Below are 13,950 nucleotides of genomic sequence, written 5' to 3'. Positions count from 1 at the left end.
CCCATCTCCTGATTGTTATCTGTAAGTTGCCATTCAAGTTAAGGGATCGGCCGGTTTATCTCAAGTCCTGCCCACCCATTCACTCAAGGTATCAAAGAGTTCATTGAGCATAATGGGCTTGGTGATATGGGCGTTCATTCCCGCAGCCAGGCTCTTCTCACGATCGCCTGACATGGCATGGGCCGTCATGGCGATAATCGGCAAGGTCTCCCTGTCGTATTTCTTGCGCAGTTCCCGGGTCGCCGTCAGGCCATCCATCACTGGCATCTGAATATCCATCAATACCGCGTCGTATTGACGCTGCTCCACCATCTCAAGAGCAATTTGACCATTGTCGGCCAGATCTACCTCATAACCGGCGCTTCGCAGCAGTTCAGAGGCCACCTGCTGGTTGATCAGGTTATCTTCCACCAGCAGCACCAAGCCTTTATGACTACCGCTCTGATTGTCGGTAATTTCAGCCACGGTCGCCGGATGGGGTTTCTCGGCAAAGGCAGAGATTATCTCATCAAACAGAGTCGAGGCCTTGAAGGGCTTTTGCAGCAACGCAAACACATTGGCGTCTTCCACCTCCTGTGCCAGCGGTTCGGCGGCATAGGCCGTCATCATGATCACCACGGGGCGCTTGCTTATTCTGCCATCGGCCACCATCTCGTCCAGGGTACGGATCACCTCGCGGCCATCCATTTCCGGCATCATCCAGTCGATAAGCAGCAGGTCGGTTTCCTGTTTGCCCAGCTTATAGAGCGCTTCGGCACCGCTGGCGGCGGTGTCCACCTCGAAGTGGAAGTCGCGCATCAGGGTGGAGTAAATCTGCAGCGCCGTGGAGTTATCGTCCACCACCAGCGCCCGCAGGCTGTTGAGCTGCTCCGGCATCACCAGAGGTTCAATCTTGGCTTCTTCGGCGATCTCAAAGCTGATAGTAAAGCTGAACACACTGCCGACACCCGGCTCACTCTGCACCTGCATCTTGCCGCCCATCATGGACACCAGATGCTTACTGATGGACAAGCCAAGGCCGGTGCCGCCATATTTGCGGGTGGTGGAGCCATCCGCCTGGGCAAAGGCGTCAAACAGTATCTCCTGTTGCTCCTTGCTGATACCTATGCCGGTGTCCCGAACCCAGAATTTGAGGGTAATGCGATGATCGCGTTCGCCGACATCTTCACAACCGAGTTCAATCTCCCCCTGGGAGGTAAACTTAACAGCATTGGACAGCAGATTCACCAGCACCTGGCCGAGACGCAGCGGATCGCCCTTGAGGATCAGCCCGGCTGTCACTGGGGCATACAACAACAGCTCGACCCCTTTCTCCTGTGCCTTGAGTGAGTTGATATCCAGGGCGTGCTCCAGCACCTTATCCAGCGGGAAGGAGACCCGCTCCAGTTCCAGCTTACCGGCTTCAATCTTGGAGAAGTCGAGAATATCGTTGATGATCCGCAGCAGTGACTGAGCCGAGAAGCCGGCCTTCTCCAGATAATCTTTCTGCTGCACCGTCAGGTTGGTACGCTGCGCCAGTTGCAGCATGCCTATGATGGCATTCATCGGCGTGCGGATCTCATGACTCATATTGGCCAGGAATTCACTCTTGTAGAGGTTGGCCAGTTCGGCATCTTTCTTGGCCTCCAGCAAGGCCACTTCATTGCTCTTGCTGCGGGTAATGTCTTTGTGGGTACCCAGCATACGCCTGGGCTCATTGTTGGCGGTAAATTCCACCACCCGGCCACGGGACAGCACCCAGTGATACTGACCACTCTTGCCGCGCATCCTGAACTCTATCTCGTAGGCTCCAATAGGATCGGCCAGATACTGCTCGCGGTACTCTTCGACCCGGATCCTGTCATCCGGATGGATCAGCTCGTCTATGGTCGACAGCAGCGCCGGAAACTCATTGGTCTTGTAACCCAGCATGGTGTAATAAGCCGGGTTGCAGATGATCTGCTCCGAATCCAGATACCAGTCCCACAGGCCATCTTCCACCGCGTCCATCGCCAGGTGATAACGTTCTTCCGACAATCGCAGCTGTTCGGCCGATTCATATTCGCGGGTCACATCACGCCAAACGGCAATCAAGCCCAGCATCTCGCCACGGCGGTTATAAAACGGCAGCTTGAGGGTGTCGAGCAGCACGGGCTTGCCGGCCAGCTCGACCTTTTCCTGATAACGCAGCGGCGCCCTGTCTTTGAGTACCTGTTCATCCTCGGCGCGAATTCTGGCGGCCTGTTCCGGGCTGGTAAGTGTGTCTGAATTCAGACCTATCATCTCGGCTTCGGTATAGCCAAGCACCCGCTCGGCCGACTTGTTGCAGCCGAGGTACTTGCCTTCTTTATCTTTGAAGACAATGGCTTCCGGAATGGAGTCCAGCAGAGAGCGCAGCAGGGCATATTCCCGCTCACGTCGCTCTGTGGTTTCTTTCAGCCGTTCAGTGCGCCGGGCCACCAGTTTATCCAGCCGCTTGTTCTGCTCCGCCAGGTGACGGGTATATTGCTGGTTCTCTTCAAAAATGCGGCTGACCAACTGGAACCAGGGCTCCCAGCCCTGGGTGATCTTCTCCGGCGGCCGAATCGGCTCACGGGAACAGTCTTCCAGGTGCGAAAGTAGGCGCGAGGCCGGGCTGACGAAAGAGCGACGAGTCTGCCAGTGCACTATGGTCACCAGCACGGACAGCGCCAGTACCACAAGAATAAAGGTCAGCTGCAGCTTCTCGAACGAGTCCAGAAACAGATCGTCGACATCCTGCAGATAAAGCAGGCGCCAGGGGGCGTTGTGCAGCGCCACTGAGTGGATGTAATAGCCGTTACGGATCATCCCCTCGTGAGCATCGAACAGCTCGGACTCCGGCAGTGAATGCAGCTCGGATGGGATCCGCTGACTGATGTGGTAGACCCGGTTGATACTTGAAGTATCAAAATCGCTGTGGGAGAGAATATTGTTGCCTTGATCCAGCAAAATCACTGTGCCCGGCATCTTGAAATAGAGACGTATCTGTTTGGCGAGCGATGCCAGTGTCATGTCCAGATTAATGGAGCCGATAAACTCATCTTCGAGATAGATGGGCACCCCGAGCGTAGTCAAAAGACCATTGCCGGCCGAGTCCACATAGGCCTCACTCCAGAACACACTGCGCTGTGGGTTCATCGCCGGCGTCGCCAGTTGAAACTGTTTCTTGTTCAGCAGTTTATCGCGAAAACGCTGCTCGTCCGAAGGCCAGGGGTAATAGGACATCATTCGCCGCTTGGACAGGTAATAGATGGCCGAGGCCTTGGGCGCTGCTTCCTTGGCGACCGGGAACGACAACGACAGCTCGAACAGCATCTCCAGTTCCTGATAGAACTTGTCGCTGCGGCCATCGAGAGAACCGGAACCGGTTATCCGCCCCATGTTGGTGAATGGCTCACCACTCTTGGCGTAATTGGGCTCCAAGGTAAAGAACTGACCGCTTTCGTTGAATTTCTCGTACTGGGGCAGCCTGTCCTTGCGTACCTGCTCGGCCAGGCGCAAGTGGTCCACGGCCACATTCCGCAGACTCTTGACCGCACGGATACTGGATTCCAGCAAGAGATCAATCTGCATCACATGGCGATCGACCTGTTCTTCTCTGAGCTCCATCTGTTGGGTCTTCTGGCGCTCAAAAAACACCCAGGCGGTGAGCAACGCCAGTACAATTACCCCCATATAGGTGTAAAACACTGCGCGATTGTAATTTTTCTGGATCGGAGATTTCAGCTGCAGATCCGGCTCACTCGATTTCATCCATTACCCTTGCATCACGTCCCATCCCCAAGCGGCGGGAAGGAAGAAGAACAAAGCCAATATCATATACTTAATTTGGTCGAATATGCAGTACCCCGCACAAAGCAAAGGCCCCGAAATGGGGCCTTTTTCAGTAGCAGGGGTTATCAGAGCTGCTCTTCGGCAAACTCCGCCAGCCGTGAGCGCACTACGCCGTTGAGGTAAATGTTGGCGCTGCCTTCAAAATTTTTAAAGCGTTCAACCATATAGGTCAAACCCGAGGTGACCGCGGTCAGATAGTTGGAGTCTATCTGCGCCAGGTTGCCACAGCAGATAAGCTTGGTGCCTTCTCCCATACGGGTGATCATGGTTTTCAGCTGTGAGGCGGTCAGGTTTTGACACTCATCCAGCAATACCACTGAGTTCTGAATCGAACGCCCACGCATGAAATTGATCGACTTAAACTGGATATTGGCCTTTTCCATTATGTAGTTGAGTGAACCACTGGGATTAACGTCATGCTTGTGCAGCACCTCCAGGGTATCGGTAATTGCCGCCAACCAAGGGGCCATCTTCTCCTCTTCCGTGCCCGGCAGGAAGCCTATCGATTCGGCGATTTCCGGAGTATTTCGGGTGACTATCACCTTGTCGTAGAGATTACGCTCCACCACCAGCTCCAGTGCCGCCGCCATCGCCAGCAAGGTCTTACCGCACCCCGCTGGGCCGGTGAGAATAACCAAATCGATATCGGGATCCATCAAGGCCTGCAGCGCCATGCCCTGATAGATGTTCTTCGGCCTCACGCCCCAGGCCTCCATATTCATCAGGCGCTCGCGACCGAGATCCAGCACATTGAGACTGGTTTCACTGCGGCCGACCACCCGGCCACAAAACTCGGATTCCTCATCCAGCAGATATTGGTTGATGTAAAAGAGATCGTCGCCCAGGTCCTTGAGCGGCACATCATGCACCGTATGACGGCCATGACGCTCGGTGGCCACCTTGTGCAGATGCTCCCAGAAGTTGCCTTCAAATTGATGAAAACCCTTGGATAGAAAACGTATGTCATCGATCAGCTGATCTGTGCGGTAGTCTTCTACCAGGAGTATCCCGGCACCTTTGGCCTTGAGACGCATATTGATGTCTTTGGTGACCAGCACCACGGTACGGGGCTCGTATTGATTTTGCAGATGCAGGGCTGTGTTGATGATGCGGTTGTCGTTGTTGTCGCCGGGCAGCGAGCCTATGGTGAATTCAATCTGGTGGTCGGGGAAGATGGCCAGAGTACCTGTGGCATCTGTGTGCCCTTCGCGGCTTGGAAGGGGAACCCCTTTGATTATCTGTTCCGGAGTAGTCTTGCCGCCGAGGATATCTTCCAGTGCCCGAATGGCGACCCTGGCATCGCGGCTGACATCCCGCTTTCTGTCTTTTATCTGGTCCAATTCCTCCAGTACCGTCATTGGGACCACAACATCATGTTCTTTAAAGGAGTAAATCGCTAAGGGTTCATGTAATAACACATTGGTATCAAGTACAAACAACTTTCTGTCGTCTTGTTCCATGGCGCCTCCATTTGCGTCAATGAGCTACTCACAGCTTTGTTGTCATGGGCCAGCGCAGGCCTGGGGTTGGGGTATATGGCACTCCTGTTTCTGACAGATGGCGGGTAGGTTTCACCACTGTGACATGGCTTAAACTAATACTGGCACCTTTAGCAGCGGATGACAAATACCCTTTGCAGTCTGTTCAATGGCCACTGCGCGGTATCCGTTTTTGAGTGTAGGATGCTAAAGATGACGATTGGATGACAAGCGGGCGAAAAGGCCTGCGTCATAAGAGGGGGCAGGATTGGTATTATACTCGGATTGGTATAACATACGCGCCCTTTGAGAATCCGCCCGGAGATGAGAGTTAAAGATGCCCTTCGCCTTAGGTCAACGCTGGATCAGTGATACCGAATCAGAGCTTGGTTTGGGTACAGTAGTACAACTGGAAGGCCGCATGGTCTCACTGCTGTTCCCCGCCACCGGAGAGAACCGCATGTTCTCCCGCAACGACGCCCCGTTAACCCGGGTGATTTATAACCCAGGTGATCAGGTCAAGAGCCATGAAGACTGGACACTGACCATCAACTCTTTGGATGAAAAAGACGGGCTGGTGATCTACACCGGCATTCACAGCGAAACCGGTGAAGAAGTGCAGCTCCGGGAAACCCTGCTGGACCACAATATTCGCTTCAACAAGCCGCAGGACAGACTCTTCGCCGGCCAAATAGACAGACTGGACAGATTCGGGGTGCGCTACGCCGCCCAGCAGCTACGCCACAACCTGGCCACCTCAGATCTGCTGGGGCTGCAGGGTCCCAGAGTCGGCCTTATTCCGCATCAGCTGTGGATTGCCCATGAAGTCGGGCGCCGCTATGCGCCACGGGTACTGCTGGCCGATGAAGTGGGCTTGGGCAAGACCATAGAAGCCGGCCTCATCATTCATCAACAGTTGATGACAGGCCGCGCCGAGCGGGTACTTGTGATAGTGCCCGATACTCTGCGCCACCAATGGCTGGTGGAGATGCTGCGCCGCTTTAACCTGCGGTTTGCCGTATTCGATGAAGACCGCTGCATCGAGGCCTTTGCCGACCATGACAACCCCTTCTACACAGAACAGTTGGTGATCTGCTCGCTGGAGCTGCTGCGCAAGAAGCGCCGTCTCGACCAGGCGCTGGATGCCGACTGGGATCTTATGGTGGTCGATGAGGCCCATCACCTGGAGTGGACCGAAGAGGCTCCGAGCCGCGCCTATCAAGTGGTTGAAGCTCTGGCGGAAGTGGTGCCCGGCGTACTGTTGCTGACTGCGACCCCGGATCAACTGGGCCATGAGAGCCACTTTGCCCGACTGCGACTGCTGGATCCGGATCGTTTCTACGACTATCAAGCCTTTATCAAAGAGGAAGAAGGCTACAAAGAGGTGGCCCTCGCCGCCGAGGCGTTGGCCAGTGGCAACAAGCTGCCCGACAATGCCATCAACAGCCTGACCGAGCTCTTGTCCGAGAAGGATATCGCCCCCGCCATTCGCCTTATCCAGGCTGACGGCGTCGATTCTGAGCAGCAGCAAGCCGCCCGTGACGAGCTGCTGCAGGAGCTGCTCGATAGGCACGGCACGGGTCGGGTGCTGTACCGCAACAGCCGCGCCTCGGTCAAAGGCTTCCCGAAACGCATTTTCAACGCCTATCCACAGGCCATGCCGGAGCAGTACCTCACTGCGGCCCGAGTCAGTGCCATGATGAATGGTCACCGCACCCTGGAAATGAAGGCCGCCTACGCGCTGGCGCCGGAAAAAATGTATCAGGAGTTTGATGAAAACTCCGCCGCCTGGTGGAAGTTCGACCCCAGGGTCGACTGGCTCATCGACTTCCTCAAGCAAAACCGCAGCAAGAAAGTGCTGATCATCGCCAGTCAGGCGGCCACGGCGCTGAGTCTGGAAGAAGCACTGCGTACCCGTGAAGGGATCCTCGCCACTGTGTTCCATGAGGGCATGTCCATCATAGAACGTGACAAGGCCGGTGCCTTCTTCGCCCAGGAAGAAGGTGGTGCCCAGGCGCTGATCTGCTCGGAAATCGGTTCCGAAGGGCGTAACTTCCAGTTCGCCAGCCAGTTGGTGCTGTTCGATCTGCCGCTGAACCCGGATCTGCTGGAGCAGCGCATAGGTCGCCTGGATCGCATAGGTCAAAACCATGATGTAGAGATCCACCTGCCCTTCCTCACCGACACGGCGCAGGAGCGTCTGTTGGCCTGGTACCATGAAGGCCTCTATGCCTTCGAGCTCACCTGCCCCGGCGGCCATATTCTGTTCAAGGAGTTTGGCGCCCAGTTGCTGCCACTGCTGGTAGAAGAAAACGAAGAAGAGATGGCCAAGCTGCTGCGCGATACCCGTAGCCGATATAAAGAGCTCAAGCAGGCAATGGAGCAGGGCCGCGACAAGCTGCTGGAACTCAACTCCCACGGCGGCGACAGGTCATTGGCATTGGCCGAGAGACTGGCGCAGATGGATAACGACACCCAGCTTATCGGCTCAGTGATCCGGCTGTGGGACATCATAGGTCTGGATCAGGACGATAGAGGCGAAAACACCATAGTGCTGCGCCCGAGTGAGCACATGATGTTCCCCACTTATCCAGGTCTGCCGGAAGATGGCATTACAGTGACTTTCGACCGGGATACCGCCCTTTCCCGCGACGATATCGCCCTGATAACCCAGGAACATCCTCTGGTGCAAACCGGTCTGGATCTGATCACAGGTTCTGAAACAGGCACCACAAGTGTTGCCATCCTCAAGAACAAGGCGCTACCGGCAGGTACCGTATTCCTGGAGCTTATCTACCTGGCACAGGCCTCGGCGCCCAAGTCCAGCCAGCTGTATCGCTATCTGCCGCCGACACCGCTGCGCATTCTGCTGGATAAGGATGGCAACAATCTGTCTGACAAGGTGAGTTACGAGCACTTCGATCGCCAGCTCAGCGCGGTTAACCGCCATATCGGCAGCAAGCTGGTCAACGCCTCGCAGGCGATATTGCATCCTTTGCTGGCCAAGGGCGAAGCCCACGCCATGGAGGCTATGTCCAACCTGCAGGCCGAAGCGCAGCAGCAGATGGAGCGCCAATTGGGCGCCGAGCTGGAACGTCTGGAAGCCCTCAAGGCGGTGAACCCCAATATCCGCGATGCCGAGCTTGAGTATCTGCAAAATCAGATAGCCGAACTACGCGGCTATTTGGCTCAATGCCAGCTGCAGCTCGATGCCGTGCGCCTGGTGCTGGTCAGCCACGCCTGATAATCCACTCAAATATCATCCCCCAAGACCCGCTAACTGCGGGTCTTGTTTTTTGCGCTAAATTTCAGAAGCCCTGGTGCACCACGCCTTCAAGCATTGGATCGACACACAAACTTTCGATACAACGGCTACTAGTGCACAAATTTGCGGCTTATAATTTTGGCATTGAGTCAATAAAGGCTGCAGAATCATGCTATTCCAGCCTATGAAAAGTTTAAGGAGTTCACTTGGCGCTGATATCCAGGACGATAGCTATGCTGTGCTTTTTCCCTTTGATGGCACTGGCAGCCGCCGAACCAGCCAACAAAGACATGGCCAACCAGGAGCAGACTCAACCGCAACCGGTGCAGAAGCCTGCCAAGCAAACACCTGAAACAGCCCCTATGAAACCCAGAGACAATAGCCGGGCGTTGGAGCATGTCGCCGTCTCAGAACTGCAACAGATCCAAGTAGATGGCGAGGAGCAAGCCGTTCTGGTGCGCCCCTGGAGTGGCCCGAAACAATTGGGCGCGGCGCTGTTGCTGCCGCCACCCGGCACCCATGCCGATGCCCCCGGGCTTAACGCCTTCTTGCGCCGCAGCATCAATCCAGCAGGCTGGGCCAGTCTCAGCATGACACCACCGCCCTTCCCGGAGCAGCCCAACTTCACCACAGATGCCCAGGAAATAAGCAAGGCCGGCGATGGCAAGGTGCAGGGCAAGAGTAATCAGGCAACGAGCCGCAGAGAAGCGGAGGAGTGGCAGAAACTCAGAAAGCAGCAACAGACCTTTATCCAAAAGAGTCTGGCGCAATTGGACGCCTTGGGTGAGTCCTTTCCGGGCAAGCGCTTGCTGATAGCCCAGGATCAGTCCGCCGCCTTGGTGATTGAGTTGTTGGCGGCGCAGGAGTTGGCCAAGCCGGACTTGTTGGTGGTGATCAATCCCTACCTCGACGATCCCTATGCCAATTTGGCACTGCCAAAGAAACTGGCCGGGTTGGAGTTGGCGATACTCGATATCCAATCTCCCGACGGTCACCAGGCCTCGCAGGCTACAGTGGAAAGTCGTAAAACCCTGGCTTCAAGCAAGCCGGACAATCAATATCGGCAGCAGTTGCTGGCGCTGGATCTACGCCAGGATGTTGCTTTTGAAAACACCTTGCTGATGATAGAAGGCATGGCCAGAAAGGTGCTGAAACAGCAGGCGCCAAACGAGAAGGCGGCCGCTGAAACCAATCAGTGACCGCCTAATTGCAGAAAGTCGGCCGGCAGACCAAGCTTCCCGTAGAGCAAATATCGGCAGTGCGATTACTCTTTCTTGCCGCCCTTGGAGAACATCAACGCCAGGGAGATGAGCACCACAGTGCCGCCCATGAACAGCAAGTCCAATGCCGAGCTGGGTTTGATATCGGCAAAGAAGGAAAACACCTTGATGATCAGCATCATCAATATCACTTTGCCCAACTTGCTCTTGAGCGCATCTATGCTGGAGATGATCAATATCTTGCCGCCGGTATCCGAGTTACCGGCCGGCTCCAGGTTACGGATAAAGAGCTCATAGAGGCCGAAAGCGAAGATCAGCAGCACAGCCCCGAGCAGGAAGGTATCCAGTATCTCCACCAGTACCATCACAAGATCGTTACGCACATCATAGCTGCCACTGAGCAGGTATTCCCACAGCAGGGCAAACATATGCAGCACGTCCTTGACTCCCATGACAAAAGTGACCAAGGCCGCCAGCACACAGGAGAAGACTCCGACCATGACAGACAAGCGACTGCCCCAGAGCAGGCGTTCAAAAAAAATCCGCATCCCAATTTCCGTCTAAAAATAAAGTGACGGATTTTCAGGCAGTTTTGCCATTGAGGTCAAGTTATTATCCCATCATACGTGATAGGCATCTCACCAGTTTCGCCGCGGTTCAAAGGCCCGCTCGGGATCCTTGCCCTGACGCACGGCGGCAATGGCTCTGTTGCGCCCCAAAAGCAGACGCACCTGGCTCCAGGACTCCCGCGCCAGCAGGCGCCTACGGGAACCGTTCCAGCTGCGGTTAATACTCAGCTTTATCGCCGCCAACGCATCGGGAGAGCGCTCATTGAGCTCAGCTGCCAGTTCTTGTGCCCGGGCCAGGGGATCACTGCAGCACTCGGTCACCAGCCCAAGATCCAATGCCTTGGAAGCCGGGATTAATTCCGCCGTCATGCTGAGTTTCAATGCCTGATCTTTTGCCAGAATTTCCCGCAAACTCACCAGGCCGCCCATGTCGGGAACCAGGCCCCACTTGGCTTCCATTATTGACAACTCGGCGTCATTGGCGGCAATGCGAAAATCGGCGCCGAGAGCAATTTGCAAACCGCCGCCATAACAACGGCCATCCAAGACGGCAATGACAGGAACCTGCAACTCACGCCAGGCGACAGACACCTGCTGCGCCAGATTGGCATTGCCCGGTAACAGCTTGAACAGCAGTTTCAGCGCTTGCCAGGGAGAGTTGGCCACACTCTTGATATCCAGGCCTGAACTGAATTGGCCGCCCTCACCTCTGAGGATCACCGCCCGCAAATGTCGTTGACGGTGCAAATGACGCGCCATCGCCTTGAGTTCACTGAACATGGTGTAATTAATGGCATTGAGCTTATCCGGCCGGTTCAAGCTAACGATAGCCAGCTGTTGTTGCCATTCCAGGCTGAGTGTCTGCCACTGCATCTGCAGGTCCTTGAAAGTTGAAGTTATGTTAACGGTATCACCATCACACTGGTCAGGCCAGAGCAAAAAGCGTCCCGTTTCAACAACACAGAGCAGTCTAAATTTTGACTAACGTCAACAATCTGACATTAGCTTTGACTTAGTGACAACAAGTGTTCACAATATCGACCCTCAACAGGCAAGCCATTGCACTATAATAAGATTTTCTCCTGCCAAATGTATGAGAAACGGGCATCAAGCCCGAGCTCGCCGATAACTGACTATCGGCCCAGTCCTCACTGATCCAGCGGCATAATCAGAGGATAATCACAAAAATGCCGCTGTAGGTGTTATCTTCAAGTAATGCAGTAGAACAGGAAATCTCTATGGCGATTCCGGTACTCATATGCGACGACTCTGCGCTGGCTCGAAAGCAGATGGCCCGTACTCTTCCCAAAGATTGGGAGGTAGACATCAGCTTTGCCGCCAATGGCGCCGAAGGACTGGAGGCAATTCGCGCCGGCAAGGGCGAGATTGTCTTTTTGGATCTCAACATGCCGGTCATGGACGGCTACGAAGTGCTGCAAACGATTCAGCAGCAAGACCTGCCGGCCATGGTGATAGTCGTCTCGGGCGATATACAAATTAAGGCTCATCAGCGAGTCAAGGCCTTGGGCGCGCTGGATTTTATTCAAAAACCCGTCAGCGCAGATGCCATCAGCAGCATACTGCAGGAATATGGCATTTTGCAGTTGGCCGAAGGCGGCGAAAGCAATGAAGAGCCAATGATCCAGGTGGATATGCGCGATGCCTGCCAGGAGGTTGCCAACGTTGCCATGGGCCGCGCCGCCGATCTGCTGGCCAAGCTGTTGGATGTATTTGTGCTCTTGCCTATTCCCAACGTCAATGTGCTGGAGGTCAGCGAATTGACCATGGCACTCAAGGCCACAGAGGAAAGCCCCAAAATTTCGGCGCTGTGCCAAGGCTTTATCGGTGCCGGGATTGCCGGTGAGGCTCTGCTGCTGTTTCACGACTCCAGCTTTAAGGATATGGCCAAGTTGATGGGCCTGTCGGATCCCGAAGATGCCAACACAGAAATCGAGGTGATGATCGACACAGCTAACGTGTTGATCGGCGCCTTCCTCAGCGGTATCTCGGAGCAACTGGACATGCAATTCAGCCAGGCGCACCCTGTGGTGCTCGGGCGACATTGCACAGTAAACGATCTGATCCACGATAACTCAGATCGCTGGCAACGCACGTTGGCGATGGAGATCAATTATCGTATCGAAGATCACAATGTGCAGTGCGATCTCTTACTGCTCTTTACCGAAGACTCCTTGCCGACGCTGAATTTCAAGCTCGGCTATCTGATGAACTGACAAAAACAGGTTTGCCATGGCAAAGGATTTGGATGCAATGAATGAACTGCACTGGCTGATCGATATGGTACAAACCATAGAGGTCGGCCTGGTGGTGCTGGACAGAGAGTACAATATTCAGCTGTGGAACGGCTTTATGGAGAACCACAGCGGCGTTTCTCCCAACGATATCAAGGGCGACAACCTGTTTGAACGTTTCCCGGATCTGCCGGCCAGCTGGCTCAAGCAGAAGATGGAGTCTGTGTTTCTGCTGAAGAACCGCGCCTTCATCAGTTGGGAGCAGAGGCCCTATGTATTCAAATTCAAGAACTACCGGCCCATCACAGGCCGCGCCGAGTTCATGTTCCAGAATGTCACCCTGTTGCCGCTGGCCTCTCTGACCGGGCAGATCTCCCATATCAGCATCATCATCTATGATGTGACGGATATTGCCATCAACAAGCTGCAGCTCAAGAGTGCCAACGAGCGCCTGGAACACCTGAGCCAAACCGATGGCCTGACCCAGCTGCATAACCGCAGACACTGGCAACTATGCATGCAGCGGGAATTTGATCGCCATTCCCGCTATGGCGATCCTGCCAGTCTGGTGATGTTCGATATAGATCACTTTAAGCGGATCAACGACAGCCTGGGGCATATCGCCGGAGACAGGGTTATTCAGCATCTGTCCCATATTCTCAGCCAAAACCTCAGGGAAACCGATTGCGCCGGGCGTTACGGGGGCGAAGAGTTTGCTGTGGTCTTGTCCCACACCAGCGCCGAGGATGCCCGCTCCTTTGCCGAGCGGCTGCGCTCTCAGGTGGAAAGCAGCCGCTTCAGCTTCAATGGTCAGCCGGTGCCCTTTACCATCAGCCTGGGGATCTGCGATCTGAGTGATGAGGTGGAAAACAGCGATCAATGGCTGGCCAATGCCGATCAGGCCCTCTACCAGGCCAAGGTTTCCGGCCGCAACTGTGTCAGTATTTTCAGTGATTGATCCACAGATGACGGCCAATAAAAAACCTAAGAGGCATACAGGAAGCATATCATTCGGTCTCAATCGCTTATAAGTGAAGATGAATTATTCGAAGTAAATTCTCTGAGACGAGTAATCTGCGTGCTTCATACAAAAACTGCGGTTGCCAGGCATGCCTGCAGCAGGCTTAAGCCTGTTTCTGCAAAATCACCAACGGTTTAAGGTTAATGGGGATGTATTGCTTGGCTTTGTTGCTTACCCCGGCACCATTTACCGCCATATTTGGCCTTCATGGCACACATTGCATCCCATCGGCCACTCATGCCACTGTACTGACGGCGAAACTCCTTGGCGGAAGTTATCCAGGCATCGTCACTGATACCAAGCTCAAGCAG

The 13,950-nt window shown here is 54.8% G+C and carries 8 protein-coding genes and 1 pseudogene; 4 read left to right on the top strand and 5 right to left on the bottom strand.

Annotated elements, in window-relative coordinates:
* Nucleotides 1-60: 60 nt before the first annotated feature.
* Nucleotides 61-3,753, bottom strand: coding sequence for a response regulator (locus N512_RS0112085; protein WP_028780497.1), 3,693 nt, complete (start codon nt 3,751-3,753; stop codon nt 61-63).
* Nucleotides 3,754-3,899: 146 nt separating this feature from the next.
* Entirely contained in the window at nt 3,900-5,294 is a 1,395-nt protein-coding gene (locus N512_RS0112080) for a PhoH family protein (RefSeq protein ID WP_025010322.1), read from the bottom strand.
* 355 nt (nt 5,295-5,649) lie between these two features.
* On the opposite strand from N512_RS0112080, the gene rapA reads away from it, so the two are divergent.
* Nucleotides 5,650-8,556 carry an RNA polymerase-associated protein RapA gene (rapA, locus tag N512_RS0112075; RefSeq protein ID WP_028780496.1) on the top strand — a complete coding sequence of 969 codons (2,907 nt, stop codon included), beginning with the start codon at nt 5,650-5,652 and terminating at the stop codon, nt 8,554-8,556.
* 227 nt (nt 8,557-8,783) lie between these two features.
* The gene (locus N512_RS22930) at nt 8,784-9,776 is read left to right on the top strand and encodes a DUF3530 family protein (RefSeq protein WP_156029190.1); all 993 of its coding nucleotides are present in this window, start codon (nt 8,784-8,786) and stop codon (nt 9,774-9,776) included.
* Nucleotides 9,777-9,841: 65 nt separating this feature from the next.
* Here the strand turns inward: N512_RS22930 and N512_RS0112065 are convergent, their stop codons facing one another.
* Complete coding sequence (locus N512_RS0112065; protein ID WP_025010320.1) at nt 9,842-10,345, bottom strand: YqhA family protein; 504 nt, start codon at nt 10,343-10,345, stop codon at nt 9,842-9,844.
* Nucleotides 10,346-10,435: 90 nt separating this feature from the next.
* Nucleotides 10,436-11,239: a crotonase/enoyl-CoA hydratase family protein gene (locus N512_RS0112060; protein ID WP_028780495.1), complete on the bottom strand. Its 804-nt coding sequence runs from the start codon at nt 11,237-11,239 to the stop codon at nt 10,436-10,438.
* Nucleotides 11,240-11,604: 365 nt separating this feature from the next.
* Here N512_RS0112060 and N512_RS0112055 point away from each other — a divergent pair, with 365 nt between their 5' ends.
* On the top strand, nt 11,605-12,600 hold the full coding sequence (locus tag N512_RS0112055) for a response regulator (RefSeq protein ID WP_025888766.1): 996 nt from the start codon (nt 11,605-11,607) through the stop codon (nt 12,598-12,600).
* 16 nt (nt 12,601-12,616) lie between these two features.
* Nucleotides 12,617-13,576, top strand: a complete 960-nt coding sequence (locus N512_RS0112050; RefSeq protein WP_028780494.1) for a GGDEF domain-containing protein — start codon at nt 12,617-12,619, stop codon at nt 13,574-13,576.
* Between the two features lie 203 nt (nt 13,577-13,779).
* Here N512_RS0112050 and N512_RS24085 read toward each other — a convergent pair.
* Nucleotides 13,780-13,950: pseudogene (locus tag N512_RS24085) on the bottom strand (alpha-amylase family glycosyl hydrolase); the annotation flags it as partial.

The organism is Shewanella sp. 38A_GOM-205m (assembly GCF_000518445.1).
Lineage (GTDB): Bacteria > Pseudomonadota > Gammaproteobacteria > Enterobacterales > Shewanellaceae > Shewanella > Shewanella algae.
The sequence above is the reverse complement of the archived record's forward strand: the minus strand, read 5'-3'. Positions and strand labels throughout refer to the sequence as shown.